Below are 24288 nucleotides of genomic sequence, written 5' to 3'. Positions count from 1 at the left end.
TACCCCCTCTGGGTATGCATGGAAAGGGGTGGGGCGAATCGAATCTGCTCGAGTAGGCTGCGATATCGGAGAGTCCTTCTCTGGGGGTCCGTCCGAGGGAGAGCGTTCACATGGCACGTCCACGGGTATTGGTCATCGGCGGAGGATTCGGCGGGCTGCACGCGGCCCGGCGTCTACGCGGTGAGGACGTCGACGTCACCGTGCTCGAGCGCGGCACCTCCCACGTCTTTCAGCCACTGCTCTATCAGTGCGCCACCGGTCTGGTGTCCGAGGGCTCGATCGCCAGTCCACTGCGACACCTGCTGCGTAAGCAGAAGAACGTGCATGTGGCACTGGGCGAAGCGACCTCGGTGACCGCGGTGGGTGACGGTGGAGTGGTGACGGCAAGCCGGTTCGACGGCTCGACCTTCGAGCTGCCCTACGAGTACCTCGTCGTCGCTGTCGGAATGCAGCAGGCCTATCACGGCCACGACGAATACGTGCAGTGGGCACCGGGGATGAAGACCCTCGACGATGCCCTCGCGATCAGGCGAAAGCTGATCTCCGCCTTCGAGATGGCGGAGTCTCTGCCCACCGTCGAGGAACGCCGACCATGGCTCACGTTCGCCGTGGCAGGGGGAGGCCCGACCGGAGTCGAATTGGCCGGTCAGATAAGGGAACTCGCCTCCAGGGCGCTGGCGAAGGAGTTCGACGCGATCCACCCGTCGGAAGCGCGGGTGCTGCTCTTCCACGGCGGTGACCGCGTACTCGAATCGTTCCCCGACTCCCTGACGAAGAATGCGCAACGCACCCTCGACGAGATAGGAGTGGAAACCCATCTCGGAGTTCACGTCACCGACGTCACGGCCACCGACGTCGAGGTGACGGCCAAGGCCGAACCCAACACCGTCACTCGCTACGACACCCACACCGTGCTGTGGACCGCAGGCGTCGAAGCCGTTCCGTTCGTGAAGCAACTCGCCGACGCGATGGACGTCGAACAGGATCGATCCGGACGCATCGCCGTGCAACCGGACCTCTCGATCCCCGGACATCGCACTGTGTTCGTCGTCGGAGACATCATGTCGCTGAACAAGCTTGCGGGAGTGGCCGAAGTGGCGATGCAGGGCGGGCGAGCGGCGGGTGCGGCCATCGCAGCAGACCTGTCCGGTTCTGCGCGAAAGGATTTCAAGTACCGAGACCTCGGCACCGCGGCCTACATCGCCCGCGGTCACGCACTGGTACAGGCCGGGCCGCTGAAGATGTCCGGATTCCTCGGCTGGGTCTCGTGGGGCGTCATCCACATCGCGTTCCTGGCCGGCAACCGCAATCGCGTCGGGACGCTGATCAACTGGGCCGCAACCCTCGCCACCGGTACCCGACGCGAACGCGCCATCACTTACGGTGACCCGGAAACGGCGCGTAAGCCGTACAACTGAGCGAACGCCAGCGTTCAGTACCGTCGCCGATCGGCGGAAATCCGCGATCGGTCGACGATAGTGAACAACCAGGTGCGGGTCAGCCGATGCCGGGGATGAAGCCGGGGTAGACGAAGTGCCCGGGACCTCCGCCGGGCAGCAGCTGACCCGTCGAACCCGGGTAGTTCATGTTCAGCGGAATCAGCTTGTGCGGGTTGCCATTCGAATCGGCCTGCCAGCAGGAGGACAGCACGCCGTGAAATCCGGTGCACACGATGCGGGTGCTGTTGCCGTAGGGCGAGGTCAGTCGATTCTTGCTGACGAACCGATTCCAGTAGTCCAGGTCCTGCGGGGTGAGGAATCCGGTGACATCCTGTGGGGCCGTCGGACTCGGATACGGCGGCGGAGTGGGCCACTCGTCGGCTGCGGCCGTTCCCGTTCCGAAGGCAGCGGCACCTGCAATGACGCAAGCAATGACAGCGGTGCGACGAAACATCTCGATCGACTCCTTCGCGGGACGGGCACCCAATAGACCACAGACACCCGTATCGAGGGAACACCTCTGTGTCTGCGTTGCCGAGAGCATCACGATCGCGTCTCGGATTCGTCCGGTCCATAACGCTCGGGACGTTTGCTCGAGGTAACGTCACCTCATCTTCGGCCGATGTAGAGACTCGACCGGTGTAACTCGACGAAAAGGTGAAACAGCGTGCCACGATCTCGACGACACGGCTTCCGGCGAATCGGTTCGGCTACGGCCGTCGCCCTCGCAGTGGCGATTCTCCCGACCGCGCTGATGACGCCCGTCGCGTCTGCGGAAGAGCTGCCTGCGGCTACGACGCAGTCGAGCAACGGATCGAGGATCGAGTCGGTGAACACCCTCGAGAACCGCCAGGTCCAGCTCCAGGTGTACTCGGCGTCCATGAACCGCACCATTCCCGTGACGGTGCAGAAGCCGGCCGACGACAGCGTGTCCCGCCCGGTGCTGTACCTGCTCAACGGCGCAGGCGGCGGCGAGGATGCCGCATCGTGGCAGTCGCAGACCGACGCCGAGGCCTTCCTGTCGGACAAGAACGCGTACATCGTGACTCCGCAGAAGGGCAAGTGGTCCTACTACACCGACTGGCTCCAGGACGATCCGAAGCTCGGCAGCAACAAGTGGAGCACCTTCCTCGGTGAAGAGCTGCCCCCGCTGATCGACGCTCAGTTCGACACCAACGGTCGCCAGTCGCTCGCAGCGCTGTCCATGACGGGCACCTCGGTTCTCAACATCGCGATCAAGTACCCGGGCAAGTTCACCGGCGTCGCGGCGTACAGCGGCTGCGCTCAGACCTCCGACCCCATCGGTCAGCAGTTCGTCAAGCTCGTCGTCGAGACCTACGGCGGCGGCAACGTCGAGAACATGTGGGGACCGCTCGACGGCCCCGTGTGGCGCGAGAACGACCCGCTGCTCAACGCCGAGAAGCTCCGTGGAACGCAGATCTACATGAGCACCGGCAGCGGCCTGCCCGGTGCCCCGAACGACACCTTTGCCAACCCGCGTCTGAAGAACGACCCGGCGACGCTTGCCAACCAGGTCATCGTCGGCGGTGGCATCGAAGTTGCCACCAACTTCTGCACCTCGAACCTGGCCAAGCGCCTCGATCAGCTCGGTATCCCGGCCACCGTGGACTTCCGCCCGGTCGGAAACCACTCGTGGGGCTACTGGCAGGACGATCTGCACAACTCCTGGCCGTTCCTGGCGGGATCGCTCGGCATCTGATCTTTTCAGCACCGAACAACGGCCACCTGCACCTCGTGTGCGGGTGGCCGTTCTTCGTTGTCCGGGGCGGTGGATCGGCGTAGTGATCGAACGTATGATCGAACGATGGCACGGCGCGCACAACCTCGACCGGCGTCTGCCGTGCGCCCGTTCAAGCTGCTCCGACCACCGCTGAAGGTGTGGATCGACCTGAACATCCTCTACCCGCTGCCGCCGCACCACGCCTCGAAGTTCAATCCCGAGGGATTCGATGTGCGACGCGTCGTGCCGGGAGATCTGGTCGAGTGGTCCATCACCGTGGACGGAGATTGGCTGGGCCGCGTCACGTACGAGTTGATGTCACGAGACCGCAGCGAAACCGTCACTCATTGGGTACCCAGCCGGGCGCTCAAGCCGCTGTAGGACGCAGAAGGCCCCGCCTCGATCGAGGCGGGGCCTTTCGTCATCACCTTCAGAAGCTGTGCTTGCGGGCCTTCTTGGCGAGCTTGCGGGTGGTGCGCTTCGACGGAACGAACAGGTGCGCAGCGCTACGGCGACGGTTGCGTCGACGAATCAGTACGAACGCGACGGCACCGGCTGCGGCTGCGACGGCTGCGATGATCGGAGTGCCGACCTTCGCCGCCTGGGCGACATCCTCGGAGTCGATGTTGCGAACCGTGTTCTTCACGTCGTCGGCGACGGCGGAGGCCTTGTCGGCTGCCTTGTCGGCGACCTGGGAGGCCTTCTCCTTCACGTCGTCGGCATCGACGTTCGAGACCTTGTCCTTGACGGTGTTCTTGACGTCCTCGGCCACGTCGGACGCCTTGTCGGCGACATCGGCGGCTGCGTGCTTGGCCTCCTTGGCGGCACCGGCTGCGGAGTCGGCGGCGCTTTCGGCGACGTCGGAGACCTTGTCGGCGGCCTGATGAGTGTTGGCCTTCGCCTGATCCTTGGCACCCTCGGCGCGAAGGCTGTCGTCACCGGTTGCCTCGCCGGCCTTCTCCTTCGCAGTCCCGGCCAGTTCCTCTGCCTTGTGCTGAGCCTTGTCGATGAAGTCGGCCATCGGTGAGTACCTCTTTCGTGTAGGTCGTCTCCGGATACCCGGAGCTGGGGGCGTCGCGGACGACGCCGTTAGGTATGAGTCGAAATCGACGCTCCGAAACATACGTCCGACGGGCGTGTTCCGGGTCACTATCGGTGGGGATGCTCGATGTCGCGCAGTTCGCTGGTGCCGTCGGGCCCCGCATTGTCAGTTCACGTGTTGGAGAATCACCACGATCGAAGCGATGCCGACCAGCAGAGCGATGTTGGGCTTCCGGTAGCGATGCAGGATTGCGACGAACTCGCGCAGGAACGCCGTCGGTGCGTAGAAACGTGCCGTGTCGGCTCCCGTCACATGAGCGTCGAGACCCAGATCGCGAGAGAACGCGGCCGTTCGCAGGACGTGAAAGTTGCTGGTCACCACGATCATCGGCTCCGATCTCAGATCCGACGACTCCAGAAGGTCCCTCGTCATCGTCAAGTTCTCCCGAGTGTTTCGCGAGCGCGCCTCGGCGAGGATCAGTTTTTCGGACACACCCTTGCCGACCAGGTACTTCTTCATTGCCGTGGCCTCCGCAGTCTCCTCGTCGGATCCTTGTCCGCCGGATACGACCAGGGCCGGGCGATGTCCGGACGCCACTTCGGCGTTGTACACATCGAGGGCGCGGTTCAGTCGGCTCTCGAGAAGAGGCGTCACGGTTCCTCCCGAGCCCAGCCCGCATCCCAGAGCAACAACGGCTGCACTTCCTTTCGGAGGCTCCAAGTGTCCGTAGATCAGTGCGTGGACCGAGAACGCGGCGAGCTGGACGCCGAGGCAGATCGAGAACAGCACCCCTGTCCAAACCGCGGCCAGCAACCACAGGGGCAGAGTGTGCGTTTCCAGCACGGCCGCCACTGCGACGAACAGCCCCACACCCAGCGTCACCGCAACCGCCAGAGCAAGTGGCAGTGCGGTCGAGAGCCGGAGCCCTTCGCGCCTGATCACCACCAGCCCATTGATGGCCGCTGCGCCCACGAGTCCGATTGCCGTCAGCAGGATTGCCGACAGCACCGCAACGACGAGAATCGCCTCGACCCGGGCGTCCAGCCGATGCAGCAGACTCAGCGATCCGATCGCCAGCGCAGCGAGAGCCGCAATGACAGTCAGGCCGTTGGACAGCCGACGCGGGTCTCGCCGGATACGGACGAACGACGTGACGACCAAGACGACGGCCAACGCGAGTAGGAGCATGGTTCGAACCTGGTTCCGGTCAGGGGAGTGGTGTCGTCAGTGCAGCGGTGACCAACTCGACGAGGGTGTCGATGTACGGGGTGAAGGTGTCATCGGTGGTTCCGACGTCGGAACTGCGGCTCAGGGCCCATTCCTGGGCGAAGATGTTGGCGGCACCGATGATGGCAAGAATGACCAGGCGATAGTTTCTGTTCGGCAGTTCTCCTCGTGCTGCGGCGGTGGTCGCCAGGGAGTCGAACATCTCGACGATGACGTCTCGCTGGTTCATGCGCCACAGTTCGATGTCGGTACTGACGCCGACCACCTCGACGTAGCAGACCCGAGCCGACATCCTGGTGCGACACGTGACGCCGAGGTACGCCCGGATTGCGGCGTCGATCGACGCCAACACCGGTTGCCGACCGTCGGCGGTCAGTGCCTCTCGTGCAGCGTGCTCGCCGTCCTGATTCATGGTGGTGACGATCTTCTTGAGCAGCTCCGACCGGCTTCCGACCTCGCGATAGAAGTGACGGGTCGACACGTTCGATTCCGCGCACAACATCCCGATCGTGGTTGCCGCGTACCCGTGGCTGCCGAACAGAGCGATCGCGGTGTCCATGAGACGGGCGATGCGTTCGGAGGATCGCTCCTCGGGCGACCTGCCTGCGTACTTCCGATCGCCCATGGGGTCGAGAGTACTGACCGGGCCCGCTGCCGTTGTCGACGTCACGGAACGGAATGGACCGCTCGCGAGCTCGTCACGTGCGACGGCGCGTGACCGGTCGCTTCGGCCACTTCGAGCGCACCGGCTTGTATGCGCCGGACAGGGCACGTCGCTCGAAGTCCAGGCCCGATCCCCTCGACGCCAGTAGGACGAGAGCGATGACTGCTGCGGCCCCGACCGCCACAGCAGTCATCGGGTTCTGGTTCCCTGTGCTGTGTGGATGCAGCCAACGGGTGATGTGTGGTTCATGAGGGGTTCCTGTCTTCGGTGTGCGGTGAACACTGTCATTGACACCGCCACTCGTCAATGGCACATTGTGTGATGTAAGTCGCGATCCGCCGCACAGTCGGGCCGATCCGCGAGGTGTTCGGCGAGACAGCGAGGCGCGACGTGACGACAAGCCGAGGACGATGGCCCGAGTTCGACGGCTCCGTCGACAATTTCCAGGACGTTCTCATCATCGGTGCAGGCATATCGGGCGTCGGAGCCGCATATCGCCTGCAGCAGATGGCACCGGAGCTCAGCTACACCATCCTGGAAGGTCGCGAGCGCGCAGGCGGTACCTGGGACCTGTTCCGGTACCCCGGAATTCGTTCGGACAGCGACATCTTCACGTTCTCGTTCCCGCACACACCGTGGCAGGGAGACACTCTGCTCGCGCACGGCGAAGACATCCGCAATTACATCGTCGATACCGCCTACGCGAACGGCATCGACGAACACACCGATTTCTCGACGTCGGTCGAGGCCGCGAACTGGGATTCGTCGACGGACCTGTGGACCGTCGAGACGCTTTCGAGCGGTGTTCCGAAGACCTATCGCAGCCGATTCGTGTTCCTGTGCACCGGATACTTCGACTACTCGGGCGGGTACACCCCCGATCTTCCCGGGGCCGACGAGTTCACCGGGCAGATGGTGCACCCACAGCAGTGGCCCGAGGATCTGGACCACTCGGGCAAGAGGGTCGTCGTGATCGGAAGTGGCGCAACCGCAATCACTTTGGTGCCCTCACTCGCAGCCGAGGCCGCGTCGGTGACGATGCTGCAGCGCTCGCCCACCTACATCGCGTCACTGCCGATGACCGACCCGTTCACCACGCTCACTCAGCGCGTACTGCCGGACTCCCTGGCGCACAGTGCATTGCGGTGGCGTAATGCACTGTTGATGGTCGGCTCGTATCAGTTGTGTCGACGCGCACCGAAGACGGCCCGCCGAGTGTTCCGCGCCATGACGAAGGCGCAACTGCCGCGGGGATACGACGTCGACAAGCACTTCGATCCGACGTACGCCCCGTGGGACCAGCGACTGTGTGTGGTGCCGGACGGCGACCTGTTCAAGGCCATTCGGTCCGGTCGTGCGACCGTGGTGACCGACCGAATCTCCCGCGTGACCGCCGACGGCATCGTCCTGGAATCCGGAGACGAGATCCCGGCCGACATCATCGTCACTGCAACGGGGTTGAAGCTCAAGGCCTTCGGTGGCATCGCGCTGTCACTGGACGGAAAGCCCTTCGCGGCGCACGACAAGTTCGTCTACAAGGGGCACATGCTCGAGGACGTGCCCAACGTTGCCTGGTGCATCGGGTACACGAATGTATCGTGGACGCTCAAAGCCGACATGACGGCCAAGGCGGTGGCGAAACTGTTGGTGTACATGCAGTCTCACGGCTACACCCACGCGATTCCCGACCGAGCGGGCAAGCCGGTGGAATCTCGACCGGTCGTGGACCTCGCATCGGGATATGTCACGCGATCCTTGGACGAGCTACCCAAATCGGGAACCGAGCGGCCCTGGTCGGTGAGGCAGAACTATATTCTCGACAGAATAGACGCGCGTTTCGACGATCTCACCGAATCGATGACGTTCGGGCGGACCGTACCTGCACGGGTGGCCGGCCCCGAAGCAGTCGACGCTCGCACCGGATAGACGAGAACAGATCGGACCGCAATGACTTTCGACATCGAGGGCCCCGCGCTCGCGCACACCATCCGCGGCGAGGGACCGACCCTGGTGCTGATCCATGGGATAGTTCATCGGCAACACGCCTGGGACAGCGTCATCGAGACACTCGCGCAGCACCGGCGAGTGGTGACGGTCGACCTGCCCGGCCACGGTGATTCACCCGAACTACCCACCGAGGAGTTCGATCTCGGCCCGTGGATCGTCGCCGAACTGGAGCGGTTCCTCGAGCACGTGGCGGTGGACGGCGAGAAGCCGCACGTGGCCGGAAACTCGTTGGGGGGATACTTCGCCCTCGAACTCGCCGCCCGCGGATCGGTTGCCTCGGCCACCGCGCTCTCGCCGGCCGGATTCTTTCGCGGACACTGGGATCAGACGCGTGCGCTGCTCGTGTTCCGATTGCTGCGCGCGTTGTCCCGAGTGATCAGCCCGATCGCACCGGCCGTCATGCGTTCGGTCGTCGGTCGTACGATCGCCAACGGTGTCTTCTACGCCAAGCCGTGGCGAGTTCCCGCCGCGACGGCCACCATCGACGCGCTCAGTATCACCACCAACCGGGCGATCGACGCAGCGGGTAACGCAGTGCCGCGCTTCAGCATTCCTGTCGACGAGGATGTCCCTGTCACCGTCGCGTGGGGGCGTCGCGACTGGGTTCTGCCGGTGTATCAGGCACCGCTGGTGCGTCGAACCTTTCCGCAGGCGGACGTGACGACGTACGCGGGGCTCGGGCACGTACCGATGTCGGACGATCCGGAACTGGTGGCGTCGATTCTGTTGAGGGGATCACGAACCGTCTCGCAGTCGGCGTGAGCGTTCCGGAGAAGGTCGACGGCCGAAGCCACCGGTGGCGCGATCATCGGATCACGCGGCGGCGTGAACTGCTCGACTGCACTCTGGACACGATCCGACAGCAGGGTCACAACATCGGCATGGACGACATCGCCTCTGCGAACGGTGTCTCGAAAACTGTTCTGTACAAGCATTTCACCGACAAACGGGGCCTGACCGACGCTGCCATGGCGCGATACGTCGAGACCGAGCTGGTGCCTCGGATCAAGGATGCGATGTCCGAGGACCTCGACGAGTATCACCTCACCCGGGTAGTGATTTCCGCCTACGTCTCGACGGTCGACACGGATCCCGAGATCTACATCTACGTCCACGCCAACAACGCCGTCTCGGGCAACCACGACGTCATCACCGCCGCGGAGGGGCTGATCGCCGAGCTCCTGGCCACCGTCATCGCCGGCAGATTTAGAGAGCGTGAGTTCTCCACGGCCGGCTCGATGCCCATCGCCTTCGCAATGATCGGTGCCGTTCGATTGGCGTCACACTGGTGGATCTTCGATCGAACCATGACGGCCGACGAGCTCGTCGACTACCTCACCATGATGGTGTGGGGCGGAATTGCGGGCATAGCGCGTGCCGCGGGCTCGGCCGAGCGATTCGCGTCGGAATCTCATCCGTTGATCGACGAGCCGTGAGGACTCAGTCCGGGAGCGCGATGTTCCTCGCGGCCACCGCTGCGGCCACTTCCTCCGGGAGAATGTTTCTGAACAGGAACAGGTCTCGACCCAACACCCATTCCGGTGCGAGTGCCGCCGAGTAGCGCTCGAAGTAGCCGAGCTGCTTGCCGAACAACACCAGTTCCTCCGGTGTCGCGATACCCCAGCGCCTGCCTGTCTCGACCAGAGACGCGACGAGTTTGCTCAGGTCGACGCGGGCGGCTCCTCGACCCAGAATCGGCTCGAACAACTTCCTCAGCTGCAGACCGATCAGCTTGTCGCCCAGAGTTGTTCCCTCGGTGATGCCGAGCATGCGGATGCGTCGCGCAGCTTCGGTGTAGTTGCCGTCGAACAGGGAGGCACGGAACATCTCGCGAAGTACCTCGCGCCACTGCTCGGGTAGTTCCCCGACGATTCCGAAGTCCAGGAATCCCACCCGTCCGTCGTCCAGTGCCCACAGATTGCCGGCATGCACATCGCCGTGGAAGGGACCGTGCAGAACAACGGCTTCCAGCCAGACCTTGACGCCGCGACGCAACTGCAGCTCGGAATCGAGCCCGGCGAGATCGCCCGGCGTGATACGGCCAACCGGGGTTCCTCGAACTCGTTCCATGCAGATCACCCGGGGTCCGCAATGGCTCCAGTAGATGTCCGGAACCATCACGTGAGAATTGTCCCCGAAGACATACAGGTTGTCGCGAAAGCGTTGCTGACGCAATGCTTCTGCTGCACTGTCGAGTTCCTCGGCCGTCAATTCGTCGAGGTCACGGACGACGGCCGTCGCGTTGGCGATGCGGAAGACCTCGAAGAACCTCTCCAACAACGACGCACCGGTGAAGGCCACCCGTAGATCGACTCGCATGCGACGACGGATTTCGGGCCGCTGCACTTTGACGACCGCCTCGCGCCCGTCGGGTAGCACACAGGCGTGGACCTGCGCCACGGATGCGGCCGAGAGCGGCACATCGTCGAACGAGGTGAACAGTTCCGCAATAGTGCCACCCAGGTCGCGTTCGATGACACGGCGAGCCTTGTGGGTAGGGACGGGTGGCACACCGTCGAGCAATCGCAGACACGCATCGGCAAGAACCGGGGGGAACACACCGGGCGACGACGCCATGAGTTGTCCCAGTTTGACGAACGTCGGCCCCAGCGCCTCGAATCCTTTGACCACGCCCTCTGCGAGCGCGACCGTGAAACGACGGCGTTTGGCGAGCCAGGACACCGGCCAGCGAACGACGGCGATCGCTGCGGCAGCCAGGAGTACCACGGTGATCCACGCGGCCCGGCCCAACTCTTCGAGTCCGAAGTGTGTGAGGTCGGGATACGCGATGTCGAGGGCCTTGATAGGCGCTCCGTCGGAGTCGGTGTCACGGCCCATCGCGTCGGGCATCAGCGATCGAACACCGCACGGATCGACTGGGATTCGGGCACGGACTGGCATGCCAATCGAACCCCGTGTTCGAGCTCGTGCTCGTCGAGTGTCTCGTTGGCGAGCATGGTCACAGTGCCTTCGGTGAGTGTGTACGCGCAGCCGCCGCAGGTCCCTTCGCGGCAGACGTAGGGCGGATCGAGACCGAGTTCGAGGAGTCGGTCGAGAAGCTTGGTGCCGGGATTCCAGGCGAATTCGGTCTCTGTTCCGTCGATCTCGACCTGAGCGGTGACGGACTGTGCGTCCGATTCGTGAGCCGACGCGGTGTTTTCGCTCCGGAACGGATTGGAGTCGAAGGAGGAGAACACCTCTCGATGCGTTCTGTGTGTGACCGTCCCGGTGCGGGCGAGCCACTCCTCTGCGACGTTCATGTACTGCGGCGGGCCGCACAGGAAGGCCTCGCACTCTGCCGGAACCGAGGCGCCCATCGTGGTCAGTCCCGCAGCTGTGGGCAGCCCAGAGTCCGATGCGAACCAGTGGTGGATGTCGAGTCGATCGGGAAAACGAGACTGCAGTTCGGTCAGCTGTTCCGCGAAGATCACCGAGCCGCGGTTCTGGTTGGCATAGACGAGGGTGATGCGGTTCTCGTGCCGCAACAGTGCGGTTTTGATGATGGACATGATCGGGGTGATGCCGCTACCGGCTGCCATGAGGACGAAATCGACGTCCCAGTTGTCCGGGCCGAACATGCCCGACGGCTTCAGCGCCTTCAGTCGCATCCCTCGGACTGCGTTGTCGTGCAACCAGTGCGACGCGAGCCCGTCCTTGATTCGTTTCACGGTCACAGTGGGAAACGGGTCGCGTACCGGCGAGCTGGAGAACGAGTAGCAGCGGGCCACCGAACCGCCTTCGGCGCAGGGGATCTCCAGTGTGAGGAACTGTCCCGGCGCGTATCGAAAGTGTGTCTCCGCGTGCTCGGGGACCGCGAATCCGAGCGAGACGGCGTCCTCGGTCTCGTGGGTCACCTCGGCAATTTCCACCTCGAAGATTCCCGCCTCGGGATCGCTGGTCGACGTACCGAGGTCTGCCGGTGGTGCGCTCCTGAACATCGTCACTTGTTCCCTCTTTCGGGCTCGTTGCGTGTCGGTCGTCACTGTCGCACACTTCGCCACCAATTAATAGGCCATTGACAAATGGCGAATAGCGGGTGAAGGTGACGAGGTGACTTCGACCACGAACGACGACTACCTGCCGCGCGGCGCATTCGGTGCCGGGTCTCGGCGAACGCGACTGGCAGCGTTGATGACTCGGCTGACGCTGCGCCCGATGACGAACCTGCTTCCGACGTCTCGCAGCGGCATCGAGTTCTCCCGACGCCTCGTCGCCACCTCGATGAACCTCTTCGGTCCGGTGCCGAAGGGGACGAGGGTGGACATCGTGGCCGACGGCCCGGTGCGCGGCGAATGGGTGCGCGCACCCGGCCTGACCCCGGGACCCCGGGTGATTCTCTACATCCACGGCAGCGCGTACGTCATCTGTTCGGCACGGACGCATCGTGGTCTGACCGCGCGGTTGTCCTCCGCGACCGGCCTGCCGGTGTTCACGGTCGACTATCGGCTGGCCCCGGAACACCCGTTTCCCGCCGCCGCCGACGACCTCGAATCCGCGTACCGCTGGCTACTCGGCCAGGGGTACACCGCTGCGAACATCGTCATCGCCGGAGACTCGGCCGGCGGCCACCTCGCTGCCGACCTGCTCATCGAGAACGATCGGACCGGGACGCCGCAGCCGGGGGCGATGGTGTTGTTCTCGCCGCTGGTGGATCTCGACTTCGAGCTGTCGGCTCGGATGGAGCGCACGCGCAAGGACCCGATGATCTCGGCGAAGGCGGCGCGAGGACTGGTGGCCCTGTACACCGAAGGCCACGACACGAACCTTCCGCGATTGCGGCTCGACCTCGCGCTCGTATGCGACCTGCCACCCACCCTGATTCAAGTCGGCGGAGCCGAAATGCTGCGCGGCGACGCGCGACACCTCCACTCCATGATCGATGCGGCAGGCGGACGAAGCGAACTCGAGATCTGGCCCGACCAGATGCACGTGTTCCAGGCTCTCCCGCGGCTGATCCCCGAGGCCGCTCACGCGCTGGAACATGCAGCCGAATTCATCACCCATGCACTCGACAACCGACTTGTGCAACAAGATTCGAAGGAACAGGTAAGTCGATGAGAAGCAAGACCGGGAAACCGTCGTATGGGTCCAGAGCGGTCGTGACCGGCGCGGGCAGTGGCATCGGCCGGGCGTTCGCACTCGAACTGGCTCGTCGTGGCGGAGCAGTCATGTGTGCCGATATCTCGTTGCCGCGCGCGCAGGAGACAGTAGCGATGGTGAACGCCCTCGGTGCCACCGGATACGCCGTCGAGTGCGATGTGTCGATCCGCGAGAACGTCGAGGAGTTGGCGCTACGTGCCGGCATCGAATTCGACGGACCGACGACGGTGCTGATCAACAACGCCGGCGTCGGGATCGGTGGAAAGCCCGTCGGCAACATCGGTTTCGAGGACTGGAACTGGGCCTTGGGGATCAACCTCTGGGGAGTGATCCACGGCTGCGAGGTGTTCACCCCTGCGCTGCGGGCCGCCGGCGAGGGCGGAATCATCAACGTCGCCTCCGCCGCAGGCTTTGCCGCCGCGCCGCTGATGGGTCCGTACAACGTCGGCAAATCCGCGGTGATGTCGCTGTCGGAAACGATGGCGGCGGAACTGTCGGGTACCGGTGTGCGCATCTCGGTTCTGTGCCCCACCTTCGTCAAGACCAACGTGGCCGTGGACGGCCGCATCACCGCGAGTTCGTCTCGGCTGGCCGAGATGGCGATGCGCTGGACCGGACGCTCGCCGGACAAGATCGCTGCCCGAACGCTCGACGCCTTCGACAGGGGTCGGCTCTACGTCGTCCCCCAGTTCGACGCCAAGGCCGTGTGGCGATTCAAGAGACTGCTGCCCGCGGTGTACGTGCGTTTTCTCGGGTTGCTCAATCGGGTGATGCCCGCCGACCAGGACACGGCGAAGAACGAATCCCTCACTACTACAACCACAGGAGCCTGACATGGCAATGGACTTCGAAGACATGTTGACCAAGATCAAGGACCGTCAGTGGGCGTTGGCGGACATCGATTGGGACGGCCCGGGAGCCGACACCATCAGCCCCGAACTGCATGCCAAACTCAAGCCCTTCATGTCCGATCTGATGTGGATCGAGAACGTGGGCGCTCGCGGCTTCGCCGCCATGGCGCTCAAGGCACCGAACGAGACGCTGGCGGAGATCTACCGCTACTTCCACGCCGAGGAGCAGAAGCACGCCAACGCCGAACTCGCTCTCATGCGGCGGTGGGGCATGCTCGACGGCGACGAGATGCCCGAGCCGAACATCAACGTCAAGCTCGTCATCGACTGGCTGGACAAGCACTCGGACGGGCTGTCACTGGCCGTACTGGGCACCGTCATTCCGATGCTCGAGGTCGCATTGGACGGTGCGCTCGTGAAGTTCATCATGGACGAGATCGACGACCCGGTATGTCAGTCGGTGTTCAAGAAGATCAACTCCGACGAATCACGGCACCTTGCAGTCGATTTCGCAGTGATCGAGCTGCTCGGGCATTCGCGGATGCGCAAGATTCTGGTCGACACCGTAGGCGCGTGGATGAACCCGGCCCTCATCGTCGGAACGCTGCGGTACATCCCGCTGCTGAACAAGATGCGCGACAACATCGTCGAGATGGGTGTCGACGAGGAGCGCCTGTACACCGCGATGAAGCGGTTCAAGAGTGTCGGTCAGCGCAATCCCGTTGCGTTGCGGGTGCCCATGTACCGCATCGTGCAATGGCACGGCAGCATCGTGATCAATCGCAAGCACCCGTACCACCTGCTGGCGGACGGCCTGGTGAAGCTCACGCGCCGGTACCCTACGAAGACTCTCAATTCCGAGCCGACCTGGGCCAAGGAACTGACCTACGAGCCCGTCGCATGAGCGAGTTCGATGTGCGCGACGGTGTGCTCGATGCGGTGATCGTCGGCGCAGGGTTTGCCGGAATCGGTTCCGCTATCCGACTGCGCAACAAAGGTATCGACAACTTCGTCATCCTCGAACGCGGCAGCGCAGTCGGAGGAACCTGGCGAGACAACACTTATCCGGGTGCCGCGTGCGACATCCCGTCCAGGTTGTACTCGTACAGTTTCGCGCCCAACCCCAACTGGTCGCACACCTACTCCGGCAGCGGTGAGATTCTCGAGTACATCCACACGATGGTGGGGGAGTTCGACATCGAGTCGCGTATTCGATTCGGCCACAACGTGGTCGACATCATCTGGAACGAGGCGGCCGGGCATTGGCACCTGAGCATCGACGGGCACGCCGACGTTCGGGCCCGCACGGTGGTGATGGCCTCGGGACCACTCGCCAATGCCAGCCTGCCGAACATTCGGGGCATCGACACCTACGAGGGACACAAGATCCACAGTGCTCGGTGGGACCACGACTACGACTTCGAGGGAAAGAAGATCGCCGTCGTCGGAACCGGGGCGAGCGCGGTGCAGATCGTTCCCGAACTGGTGAAAATCGCCGATACGGTCAAGGTGTTCCAGCGCACCCCGGGCTGGACGCTGCCCAGAATGAACCGAAAGACACAGGGCAGCACCAAGCGTCGGTACGCCCGGTATCCGCAGGCCCAGACCCTGGCGCGTTCGCTGTGGTTCTGGGGCCACGAGTCCGTCGCCCTCGGTGTCGTGTGGAAGACGCCGTTGACGCGCATCGTCGAACTGGTCGGTCGCGCGCATCTGCGTCGTCAGGTTCGCGATCCGTGGCTGCGACGCCAGCTGACCCCGCGGTTCCGGGCCGGCTGCAAGAGGTTGTTGATGACCAGCGACTACTACCCGGCCTTGCAGAAGCCGAACTGCACGCTGGTGACGTGGCCGATCGCAACGCTCTCGCCCAAGGGAATTCGGACCGTGGAAGGCGTCGAGCATCGGTTCGACGCCATCGTGTTCGCCACCGGATTCGACGTCTCCAACACCGGAACCCCCATCCCGATCACCGGGCGCGACGGCCGGGTACTGGCCGACGAGTGGAGCGCAGGGGCCAAGGCGTACAAGAGCATTGCCGTATCGGGCTACCCGAACATGTACTTCACCTTCGGCCCGAACTCCGGACCGGGGCACAGCTCGGCCCTGGTGTACATGGAGGCCCAGATCGACTACCTTGTCGAGGCCATCTCCCTGGTTCTCGACGGCAATCTGCACAGCGCCGATGTGCGCCAGGACGTTCAGGATGCCTACAACGAGGAGATGCAGCGCAAACTCGCCAAGACGACCTGGAATTCCGGTTGCAGCAGCTGGTATCTCACCGAGGACGGCTTCAACGCCACCATGTTCCCCGGTTTCGCCACCCAGTACGTCAACCAGCTCAGAAGCGTCGAGCAGGGCGATTTCACCATGACTCCGCGCCGCGTCGAACGGCCGCGAGAACCGCTGCGGATGCACGAGAGCACGCTTCCGTTGCGATGACGTTCGGATTCGGCTCCCACTTCCGCCGCGTGGTCGACGTATATCCTGTGGGTCGACGCGCGGCGGAGGTAGGGAGCTCGGTGGAGTATCGAATCGACGACTTGGCCCGAGAGGCCAAGACGACCACTCGCAATGTGCGGGCGTACCAGGAACGCGGACTGCTTCCGCCGCCCACGCTCCGAGGCCGAGTCGGAATTTACGACGACGATCACCTGACTCGACTGAAGGTGATCGACTCGCTGCTCCAACGAGGGTTCACCTCGGCGCACATCGCGGATTTCCTCTCGGGGTGGGAACAGGGCAAGGACCTAAAAGAAATCCTCGGCCTGCAGGAAATCGTGACCCGCAAGTGGTCGTCGGCCGAGACCACGGTCATCCCCGTCGAACTGATTGCGCAATTTCTCGGTGAGGACAACGACGACATCGTTGCCCGACTCATCGAAGCGAAACTGATCAGAATCGACGGAGATCAGGCCGAGATACTCGATCCCACTCTCCTCGAGGTGTTCGTCGATCTCAGCCAGTACGGCTTCACCCTGGAGCAACTGCTCGACCAGCACGAGCGAACTGCATCGAAGATGAACGCCATCGCAGAATCGATGGTGGGGAGCGTGACCGACCATCTGGCCGCGAAACACGGTCCGGGGTGGCTCCCCAAGTCGGGGGAGGTGGCCGAGACCACCGAGATGTTCGAGAAGATGCGCAGCCTGGCGATGAAATCGGCAGAGGCAGAGTTGGCGCGTGCCCTCGATCGCGTGCAGGAACAGGCCCTGAGTGATTACCTGTCGCAGACCTTGTCCAGGCGGAGCGAATGACTGCGGTTTGAAGGCTGCGACAATCGGACATACGTAATTCTCGACAGCCGAACGGCGGCTGAACGCCTAAGGGGGCACCATGAGATTCGTTACGTTGATCGTTCTCGTCTGGCTGATCATCGGCGCATTCGCGTCGTACCAACGTGGATACTTCGAGAGCGCACCCGAGAACTGCGGCGGAGCGGGCACCATCGCCCTCACTGTCGTCGCAGGACCGCTCAACTACTTCGGCATCAACCCCGAGGTCACCGACTGCAACGTCACTGTGCCTCAGCCCAGTGAGTGATCCGAGTCTCTGACCGCGCGCCCGCGGTGCACCTTCCCTAACCTGGTGAGGTGTTCCGCGGACGTCTGTTGCTGTTTCTGGCCTTCGCGATTCCGGTTGTCCTGGTGTCTGCGATCGGTGTCGGCGGGTACCTCGCGTTCACGAAGGCCCGCGTCGATCCGATGACCTCGGCCGACGCCATCGTCGTACTGGGCGGCGAACACGACGGCCGCGAGGCCTACGGCATCTCGCTCGCCGAGCAGGGTCTGGCGAAGACGGTGGTGCTCTCCGATCCCTACGGTTCCCGCGACCCGACCATGAAGAAGTACTGCGCGGCATCGACGACCGAGTTCGAGGTGCTGTGCATTCCGCCGACTCCGTCGACCACACGCGGAGAAGCGATGTTCACCGAGGAACTCGCCCGCGAGCGAGGGTGGAATCACGTCATCGTCGTCACGTGGCGCTACCACCTACCCCGCGCCCGGTACATATTCGACCAGTGCTTCGACGGATCCGTCACGATGCGTCCGACGCCACGTGCCTACGACTTCTCCCTCGTCGAATGGGAGTTCACCTACCTGTACCAAATCGCAGGCTTCGTCAAGGCGGGCGTACAGGGACCGTGCGAGAACTCGGCGGACGACTGATCCGAGCGGGTCAGAAAATCTTGTGATAAAGCGTGATTCCGGACTTCCACGCCAGGAATCCGAACATCACGGCAGCGATTCCGCCCACCACATTGGCAGCGAAAAATACTGTTGCGCTGCGATACTCCTGGTTTCTGGTGAGCCGAAGCGTAGCCAGCGCCACCGTGGCCAAGGGGGCCACCGACGCCAGAAATCCGATGCCCACCAGCGAACGAAACCGGTCCGGTGGATCGAGAGCGAACACCAAGCCCAACGCCGCACACGCCAGCAGATTGAGCGCGGACAACCGTCGCCTGGACCTGATGGCGTACGAGAACACGAACTGCCCGAGCGCAGCCAGCCCACCCCCGACGGCCACCAGAATCATGGTCGTCATCGAATGCTGCTCGGCCTCGGCTTGGTGATCGCCGCGCCGAGTGCCATGGCGATCAACGCGATGATCGGCGTTCCCACCAGGTACACCACCGAATTCCATGCACCGCGATGCGTCACCGCTTGGAACGCGTACAGGCTGAAGGTGGTGAACCCGCACGCCAGCCCGAACAGGGCCGCGCGGGCAACCGGGGCGGGCCGTCCCCACAGGTAGCCCAGGGCAGCGCCGACGACGAGGCACCCGAACACGTTGACGCCGAACGTGCTCATCAACAGCCACCTCGGCGATCCTCGCCACGTCCAGACCTCGTATCGCAACGCCGCACCGACCCCGCCGCCGACGGTGACCGCAAGGTACTCACCGAACGATCGACGACGGTCCGCTCTCTGCAGTGCCTCGATCATCGAAGCGAGCCTAGTGGGAGTCGGGCCACTCGGCCGAGTGGAAGAAGGTCGGCCAGGGTGGGCCGGGGTAAAGTCGGCGTGTGACTGCGGACGACACGGGCCTCGGGCCCCAGCACTTCGATGTGATCGTGGAATGGCGTGACCAGGACGTGGTTCTGGCGGTGTCCGGTGAACTGGATCTGGTGACTGCTCCGGATCTGTCCGAGTCGGTCGCTCTCGTACTCGAGAAATCGCCGACGGCTGTGGTGATCGATCTCAGTGATGTGGGATTTCTCGCGTCCGCCGGCATGTCCCTGTTGGCGTCGACGCATCAGCAACTCGGCGGCGCAGCCGGGTTTGCCGTGGTCGCGGACGGTCCGGCCACCGGTCGTCCCCTCACTCTCGTCGGTCTGGACGAGGTGTTCGGTATCTATGCAACGGTCGACGAAGCATTCGTTGCACTTCATGCGGGTAGATCCTGAACTTTTGGGTAGACGGGATTCATGATGGCGACTCTCTTCGGAGGTGACGACTCACGTACCGACAGTTCGATCTCGACGGCAGGTGCGCGAATGGAAGAACTGCTGTTCACCGGCGAACCTGCCGACGCCGATCGAGCGTCGGAGCTTCGTCGTGAGCTCGGTGACTGGTTGGGCAATGTGGGCGTCGACCCCGATCGTGCGTACGACGTGGTGCTGGCCACGTACGAGGCGATAGCGAACAGCGTCGAGCACGCATACCGAGACCACACCGACCGCGGAACGCTCGACATACGAGTCTCGTGTACCGCGGAGGGGCGAATAGAAGTGAAAGTCACCGATCGCGGCGACTGGGCATCGCACAACTCCGATCCCAACCGCGGGCGGGGTGTGCCGCTCATGCGGGCGTTGGCCGACAGTGCCGCCGTCACCTCGGATCAGAACGGTACGACCGTGCACATGATCTGGGACGCGACCTAGCCCCACAGCCCTATCCGGCACACTGGTGGGATGGTCGACGTGCAGATCGCTACCGCAGAGAAGAAGAAGATAACGGTCCCGAATCTGCGTGTGCTGTGGCAGTTCGTCCGCCCGCACCGTCGCACCCTGTCGCTCGGCATGACACTCGGCCTCATCGGCACAGGAGCTGCACTGGCGACGCCGATGGTAGCCAAAGGAGTGCTCGACGGCCTCGGCACCGACGCCTCCTTGATCCAGCCGGTGCTGATTCTGGTGGCTCTGCTCGTGGTGGGTTCGCTGGTGCTGTACCTGCAGTGGATCGTGCTGGGGGTCCTCGCCGAACGCGTGGTCCTCGACGCCCGCAAATCCATTGTGCGCAAGTACTTCGGTGCCACGGTGGGAAGTCTGGGCACTCGGCCCACCGGAGAACTCGTCACCCGGGTCACCTCCGATACCGTTCTGCTGCGCGAGGCCACATCGAATGCCTTGGTGGCCATAGTCAACAGTGTGGTCGGCCTCGTGGGCGCATTGATTCTCATGGCCGTGCTGGATCTGGTGCTGCTCGGCGCGATCGCCTCGGCCATCATTGCGATCGCAGTGTTGTTCGCCCGCCTGATGCCTCCTATCGCCGTCGCCCAGCGGCAGTCCCAGGAAGCGGTGGGCCGCCTCGGCGGTATTCTCGACGGCACTCTGCGGGCGATTCGTACCGTCAAGTCCAGCAGGGCCGAGACCCGCGAATCGGAGCGAGTCATCTCCGAGGCGCGAATCTCCGCCCAGCACAGCGTCAGAGCGGTCAAGATCTCCGCGCTGGCCTGGACGTTCGCCGGGGGCGGAGTGCAGTTGGCGATCATCGGAATCCTCGGTCTCGGCGGCTATCGCGTCAGTACCGGGGCATTGGCCGTGTCCAGCCTGATCGCATTTCTGCTCTACGCATTCCAGGTGATGGGCCCGGTGTCCACCCTGGCGACGAACATCACCGCATTGCAGGCCGGAATGGCCGCGGCCGCCCGTATCCGCCAGATCGACGACCTGGTCACCGAAAAGGGTGAGACCGGTCCCGCGAGGTCGGCGAAGACCGAAGCGCCCGCTCCGGCTCTCGAATTCCGCAGTGTCACAGCCCGATACGCACCGGGGAGGGAGCCGGCCGTGCGTGGTATGGACCTCGCGGTGCCTGCGCGTGGACACACCGCGATCGTCGGACCGTCGGGAGCAGGTAAAACCAGCGTCTTCTCGTTGATCCTGCGCTTCCTGACCCCCGAGTCCGGCGAGATCAGGCTCGGCGGAACCCCGTACGACGAGCTGAGCATCGACGAAGTGCGAGCGCGGTTGTCCTACGTGGAGCAGGAGACGCCGGTGCTTCCCGGCTCGATCCGCGAGAACCTCCTGTTCAGCCATCCCGAGGCCAGCGAAGCCGACATCTGGGCGGCGCTGGAGTCGGTACATCTGGACTCGGCGATCCGCGCACTGGACGAAGGGTTGGACACCGACCTGATCGGATCGACCGTTTCCGGTGGGCAGCGTCAACGAATCGCGTTGGCCAGAGCCATCGTTCGTCGTCCGGAAATTCTTCTGCTCGACGAGGCCACAGCGCAGGTCGACGGCCGCACCGAGGCGGCAATCCACGAGGTGATCCGATCGATCGCGGCCGACTCCGCCGTCGTCACCATCGCGCACAGGTTGTCCACCGTGCTCGACGCCGACACCATCCTGGTGATGGAGGACGGAGTGGTCCGCGCCAGGGGCACGCACTCCGAGCTCATGAACACCGACTCGCTCTACCGAGAACTGGTGGCCGCGTTGCGAATCGGCGACAACGCAGCGCTGACGAAGCCGAGCTGAGAACCCCCGGTCGGTGCCCTAGCGTCCGGAGTCGGATTCGGATTCGGTGGTGCTGCTCTCGTCGTCGGAGTCGTCGGAGTCGTCCGCGGAGGTGGTGGTGGTCGTCCGATCCGAGGACGGGGTTCGGCGTGGGCTTCGCGTCGTGGTCTCGGACCGATCCGGAGTGGTCGTCGTGGGGCGAGCAGTGGTGGGTACCGCGACCTGCCAGGTGGGCGAGGGCGGCACGATGACGATCGTCGACGTCGGTGTCGTCTCGACCGAACTCAGACTGTCCGACTTCAGAGCGGGCGGACGAACGGTCTGGCTCGTGTCGTCGAACGCGCCACCGAGAGCACCGATGGTCAAACCGACTGCGACTGCCACTCCGGCGCTCGCCACTGCTGCCGACGCGATGACCTTGTCGCGCATGCACAGACCCTAACGCCGTGGCCGGACCCGGATGGTCGGCAATGATGCGAGAACGTTACCTCAGCGAGCGGGGTGGTGAGAGATGGACGTTCACTGCGTAGACAACCGCAGAACATGGGGCAGCGCCTCCGCGATCGACTCCCCGGCCTGCTCGTACACCGAATGATCACGCCGGTACGGATCGCCGATGTCGAGTGTGTCGACACGGTGCACCGCCCGTGCGTCGGCCAGGGTCGCGATGGACTGCGCGCCCGATGCGGCGACGAGGCCCGACGCCTCCAGCAGAGTGAAGGTGCGACGCATCTGCCGCGGTGCGAGAGCCAGGACGGCGTCGCGATGTGCCGCCGTCATCGTCAGCACGAGATCGGCGTCGGACGCGATCGCGGGCGTGAGGCGTCGGGCAACGAAACCGTCCGGATCGCCGCCGAGCTGCGTCAGCACCGTCGCCGCCGTCGGATCCATGGCGTGCCCGGTCAAGCCCTGCGTTCCGGCGCTGCTCGCGGTGAGTTCGAAGCCACCTTCTCGTGCGAATGCAGCCGCAAGGCGCTCGGCTGTGGGCGATCGACAGATGTTCCCGGTACAGACGAACAGAACGCGCATGCCCGCAACTCTAGTGCTGTGCTCGGGTGCCGCACTGAGCACCGAGGGACGCGCTACAGTGTGCCATTGGCGGGGGATCGAGACTGGTTCGTGACATCCAGTCTCGGCGTGTGTTCACGGGGAAGTCGACCGAAGGCGGGTAATGACCGAAGTTCTCGGTGTGTCGGTGGGGGCCAGTGCTGTGCGCATGGCTCGTCCCGACGCGCGCCCTCAGGATTCGGGTCGCCTCGATTTCCATCACGACACCGTCGACGCCTACTGGGACCGCGCGGAGGAATTGGCCGCCGAGTCGATCGGAGTCGTGCTCTCGCAGCCGGGCGACGGCGGACCGGTGCAAGCGACAGGTGTCGCATATCGGGACCAGCAACAGTTCGGCGAGATCCAGCAGGCCATGGCGAGCCAGCGGCTCTACAACTACCGACTGGTTCCCGAGGCACGAGCGGCGTTGCAGTACCTGGAGGCCTCGGGCGAGCTGGGCCACTTCGGCACCATCGCCCTCTACGATCTGGGCAGCTCCGGATTGACGATCAGCGTGATCGACCGCGGTACCGGGCAGGTTCTGCTCGCCGAACGCACCATCGACATCAGCGGCGACGACTTCGATCGGCTCATCTCGGACAATCAGCTCGCCAAGCAGGGCGTCGACATTGCCGACAACCAGGAACTGAGCGAGTTCACCGCGCGGTGCCGGGTGGCCAAGGAGCAGCTGTCGACCAGTGGCGCGGTGTGTCTGCCCGGTGACGGCGGCGTCATCCTGATCTCGCGTGAGTCGTTCGAGTCTCTGGTGACCGTCCCGATCGAGTACTCGGCGCGGCTGGTGCGGGACGTGATCGGTCGTTCACCCAAGCACGTCGACGCTCTCTTCCTCATCGGCGGCGGGGCGCGCATTCCTCTGGTGGAATCCATTCTCGGTGCGTGGATCGGCCTCCCCGTGGTGACTCCGGCGGACCCGGAATCGGTGGCCGCACGCGGTGCAGCTCTGCTCGCGACCCCGGTGGCCGATGCGCCACGTCGACCGAGCCCACAACCGGGCGTTCGGCAGTCTCCGTCCGATCCCGCGTCGTTGACCGGGGCTCCGGATTGGTTGAGCCCCGAGCCCACCGGAGACAAGCCCGCCGACTCCAAACGCAAGGTGCGCGGCGCAGTGCTCGTCGCAGGGGGTCTCGTTGCCATCGCCGCACTCGGGTTGTCCCTCGGGTACGGCGGCAGCTCCGCGGAACCGACGAGTTCACCGGTCGAGACCAGCGCACCTGTCACCGCAGTGCCCACGACGCCGAGGACCACCGCACCGCCCACCACCGCGCCCCCGACGACCACTGTGCCGCCGACCACCGAGGCCGCTCAGGCCCCGGCTCGCACGTATTCCGAGCCGGAATACGTGCCGCCCGCCGCGCCCGCGCCTGCTCCCGCGCCGCCGCCACTGATTCCCGGCCTGCCGCAGATTCAGCTGCCGCAGATTCAGTTGCCGCCGGCACCGGTCATCGAGTTGCCGCGGTTCTGACCGGCGTACGCG

Annotated in this window: 27 protein-coding genes and 1 pseudogene; 17 read left to right on the top strand and 11 right to left on the bottom strand. The window is 64.2% G+C overall.

All coding sequences use genetic code 11. The features are described 5' to 3' along the window. Window positions 1–110 precede the first annotated feature (110 nt). Window positions 111–1418 carry an NAD(P)/FAD-dependent oxidoreductase gene (locus AB0362_RS06180; RefSeq protein ID WP_317809998.1) on the top strand — a complete coding sequence of 436 codons (1308 nt, stop codon included), beginning with the start codon at window positions 111–113 and terminating at the stop codon, window positions 1416–1418. 79 nt (window positions 1419–1497) lie between these two features. On the opposite strand, the gene AB0362_RS06175 is transcribed toward AB0362_RS06180, so the two are convergent. Further along, window positions 1498–1893: a hypothetical protein gene (locus AB0362_RS06175; protein WP_366235176.1), complete on the bottom strand. Its 396-nt coding sequence runs from the start codon at window positions 1891–1893 to the stop codon at window positions 1498–1500. A gap of 213 nt (window positions 1894–2106) precedes the next feature. Between AB0362_RS06175 and AB0362_RS06170 the strand changes: the two genes are divergently transcribed. Next, window positions 2107–3159, top strand: coding sequence for an alpha/beta hydrolase family protein (locus AB0362_RS06170; protein WP_068055601.1), 1053 nt, complete (start codon window positions 2107–2109; stop codon window positions 3157–3159). 105 nt (window positions 3160–3264) lie between these two features. Then, entirely contained in the window at window positions 3265–3561 is a 297-nt protein-coding gene (locus AB0362_RS06165) for a hypothetical protein (RefSeq protein WP_032376174.1), read from the top strand. Between the two features lie 472 nt (window positions 3562–4033). Here AB0362_RS06165 and AB0362_RS06160 read toward each other — a convergent pair. The 4 genes and pseudogenes from AB0362_RS06160 to AB0362_RS06145 all read right to left on the bottom strand — a co-directional run. Next, window positions 4034–4201, bottom strand: a pseudogene (locus AB0362_RS06160) (CsbD family protein); the annotation flags it as partial. Between the two features lie 186 nt (window positions 4202–4387). Further along, a complete protein-coding gene (locus tag AB0362_RS06155) occupies window positions 4388–5410 on the bottom strand; it encodes a YdcF family protein (RefSeq protein ID WP_366235175.1) in 1023 nt (340 codons plus the stop codon). Between the two features lie 19 nt (window positions 5411–5429). Next, window positions 5430–6074, bottom strand: a complete 645-nt coding sequence (locus tag AB0362_RS06150; RefSeq protein WP_366235174.1) for a TetR/AcrR family transcriptional regulator — start codon at window positions 6072–6074, stop codon at window positions 5430–5432. A gap of 73 nt (window positions 6075–6147) precedes the next feature. Continuing rightward, window positions 6148–6306 carry a hypothetical protein gene (locus AB0362_RS06145; RefSeq protein WP_366235173.1) on the bottom strand — a complete coding sequence of 53 codons (159 nt, stop codon included), beginning with the start codon at window positions 6304–6306 and terminating at the stop codon, window positions 6148–6150. Window positions 6307–6503: 197 nt separating this feature from the next. On the opposite strand from AB0362_RS06145, the gene AB0362_RS06140 reads away from it, so the two are divergent. Genes AB0362_RS06140 through AB0362_RS06130 form a run of 3 tightly spaced genes read left to right on the top strand, consistent with a single transcriptional unit; the run spans window position 6504 to window position 9556 of the window. Then, window positions 6504–8039, top strand: a complete 1536-nt coding sequence (locus AB0362_RS06140) for an NAD(P)/FAD-dependent oxidoreductase (RefSeq protein WP_366235172.1) — start codon at window positions 6504–6506, stop codon at window positions 8037–8039. A gap of 21 nt (window positions 8040–8060) precedes the next feature. Next, on the top strand, window positions 8061–8882 hold the full coding sequence (locus tag AB0362_RS06135) for an alpha/beta fold hydrolase (RefSeq protein ID WP_094640786.1): 822 nt from the start codon (window positions 8061–8063) through the stop codon (window positions 8880–8882). Beyond that, the gene (locus AB0362_RS06130) at window positions 8879–9556 is read left to right on the top strand and encodes a TetR/AcrR family transcriptional regulator (protein WP_366235171.1); all 678 of its coding nucleotides are present in this window, start codon (window positions 8879–8881) and stop codon (window positions 9554–9556) included. The genes AB0362_RS06135 and AB0362_RS06130 overlap by 4 nt, the downstream gene beginning before the upstream one ends. Window positions 9557–9560: 4 nt before the next feature. On the opposite strand, the gene AB0362_RS06125 is transcribed toward AB0362_RS06130, so the two are convergent. Continuing rightward, on the bottom strand, window positions 9561–10970 hold the full coding sequence (locus tag AB0362_RS06125) for an AarF/UbiB family protein (protein ID WP_366235170.1): 1410 nt from the start codon (window positions 10968–10970) through the stop codon (window positions 9561–9563). Next, window positions 10970–12058: a ferredoxin--NADP reductase gene (locus tag AB0362_RS06120; RefSeq protein ID WP_366235430.1), complete on the bottom strand. Its 1089-nt coding sequence runs from the start codon at window positions 12056–12058 to the stop codon at window positions 10970–10972. Before AB0362_RS06120 ends, AB0362_RS06125 begins: the two co-directional genes overlap by 1 nt. 112 nt (window positions 12059–12170) lie before the next feature. Here AB0362_RS06120 and AB0362_RS06115 point away from each other — a divergent pair, with 112 nt between their 5' ends. The 7 genes from AB0362_RS06115 to AB0362_RS06085 all read left to right on the top strand — a co-directional run bounded on the left by AB0362_RS06115 (window position 12171) and on the right by AB0362_RS06085 (window position 18234). Then, window positions 12171–13178 carry an alpha/beta hydrolase gene (locus AB0362_RS06115; protein WP_366235169.1) on the top strand — a complete coding sequence of 336 codons (1008 nt, stop codon included), beginning with the start codon at window positions 12171–12173 and terminating at the stop codon, window positions 13176–13178. Next, a complete protein-coding gene (locus AB0362_RS06110; protein WP_366235168.1) occupies window positions 13175–14053 on the top strand; it encodes an SDR family NAD(P)-dependent oxidoreductase in 879 nt (292 codons plus the stop codon). Before AB0362_RS06115 ends, AB0362_RS06110 begins: the two co-directional genes overlap by 4 nt. A 1-nt stretch (window position 14054) precedes the next feature. Beyond that, the gene (locus tag AB0362_RS06105; protein WP_366235167.1) at window positions 14055–14975 is read left to right on the top strand and encodes a ferritin-like domain-containing protein; all 921 of its coding nucleotides are present in this window, start codon (window positions 14055–14057) and stop codon (window positions 14973–14975) included. After that, entirely contained in the window at window positions 14972–16507 is a 1536-nt protein-coding gene (locus AB0362_RS06100) for an NAD(P)/FAD-dependent oxidoreductase (RefSeq protein WP_366235166.1), read from the top strand. The genes AB0362_RS06105 and AB0362_RS06100 overlap by 4 nt, the downstream gene beginning before the upstream one ends. Then, window positions 16504–17322, top strand: a complete 819-nt coding sequence (locus AB0362_RS06095; protein ID WP_366235165.1) for a MerR family transcriptional regulator — start codon at window positions 16504–16506, stop codon at window positions 17320–17322. Before AB0362_RS06100 ends, AB0362_RS06095 begins: the two co-directional genes overlap by 4 nt. Before the next feature lie 79 nt (window positions 17323–17401). Beyond that, on the top strand, window positions 17402–17608 hold the full coding sequence (locus tag AB0362_RS06090) for a hypothetical protein (protein ID WP_094640793.1): 207 nt from the start codon (window positions 17402–17404) through the stop codon (window positions 17606–17608). Between the two features lie 50 nt (window positions 17609–17658). Then, window positions 17659–18234 carry a YdcF family protein gene (locus tag AB0362_RS06085; protein WP_366235164.1) on the top strand — a complete coding sequence of 192 codons (576 nt, stop codon included), beginning with the start codon at window positions 17659–17661 and terminating at the stop codon, window positions 18232–18234. Between the two features lie 10 nt (window positions 18235–18244). On the opposite strand, the gene AB0362_RS06080 is transcribed toward AB0362_RS06085, so the two are convergent. Beyond that, window positions 18245–18610: a CrcB family protein gene (locus tag AB0362_RS06080; RefSeq protein WP_068055485.1), complete on the bottom strand. Its 366-nt coding sequence runs from the start codon at window positions 18608–18610 to the stop codon at window positions 18245–18247. Continuing rightward, window positions 18607–19011 (bottom strand): CrcB family protein, encoded by a 405-nt coding sequence (locus tag AB0362_RS06075; protein WP_283347435.1) that lies wholly within the window; start codon window positions 19009–19011, stop codon window positions 18607–18609. The genes AB0362_RS06080 and AB0362_RS06075 overlap by 4 nt, the downstream gene beginning before the upstream one ends. A 128-nt stretch (window positions 19012–19139) precedes the next feature. Between AB0362_RS06075 and AB0362_RS06070 the strand changes: the two genes are divergently transcribed. The 3 genes from AB0362_RS06070 to AB0362_RS06060 are packed head-to-tail and all read left to right on the top strand — an operon-like array spanning window position 19140 to window position 21767. Then, window positions 19140–19472, top strand: a complete 333-nt coding sequence (locus AB0362_RS06070) for an STAS domain-containing protein (RefSeq protein ID WP_283347496.1) — start codon at window positions 19140–19142, stop codon at window positions 19470–19472. 21 nt (window positions 19473–19493) lie between these two features. Next, entirely contained in the window at window positions 19494–19949 is a 456-nt protein-coding gene (locus AB0362_RS06065; protein ID WP_366235163.1) for an ATP-binding protein, read from the top strand. A gap of 30 nt (window positions 19950–19979) precedes the next feature. Next, entirely contained in the window at window positions 19980–21767 is a 1788-nt protein-coding gene (locus tag AB0362_RS06060; RefSeq protein WP_366235162.1) for an ABC transporter ATP-binding protein, read from the top strand. 18 nt (window positions 21768–21785) lie between these two features. Here AB0362_RS06060 and AB0362_RS06055 read toward each other — a convergent pair whose 3' ends face one another. Together AB0362_RS06055 and AB0362_RS06050 are read right to left on the bottom strand one after the other, a co-directional pair. Then, entirely contained in the window at window positions 21786–22175 is a 390-nt protein-coding gene (locus tag AB0362_RS06055; protein ID WP_366235161.1) for a hypothetical protein, read from the bottom strand. Between the two features lie 90 nt (window positions 22176–22265). After that, the gene (locus tag AB0362_RS06050) at window positions 22266–22775 is read right to left on the bottom strand and encodes a low molecular weight phosphatase family protein (RefSeq protein ID WP_082898757.1); all 510 of its coding nucleotides are present in this window, start codon (window positions 22773–22775) and stop codon (window positions 22266–22268) included. Window positions 22776–22917: 142 nt separating this feature from the next. On the opposite strand from AB0362_RS06050, the gene AB0362_RS06045 reads away from it, so the two are divergent. Continuing rightward, window positions 22918–24276: an Hsp70 family protein gene (locus AB0362_RS06045; protein WP_283347430.1), complete on the top strand. Its 1359-nt coding sequence runs from the start codon at window positions 22918–22920 to the stop codon at window positions 24274–24276. The last annotated feature ends 12 nt before the right edge of the window (window positions 24277–24288 follow it).

The organism is Rhodococcus sp. NPDC079359, assembly GCF_040702585.1.
GTDB lineage: Bacteria > Actinomycetota > Actinomycetes > Mycobacteriales > Mycobacteriaceae > Rhodococcoides.
This window is presented reverse-complemented; position numbering and strand designations above follow the sequence as displayed.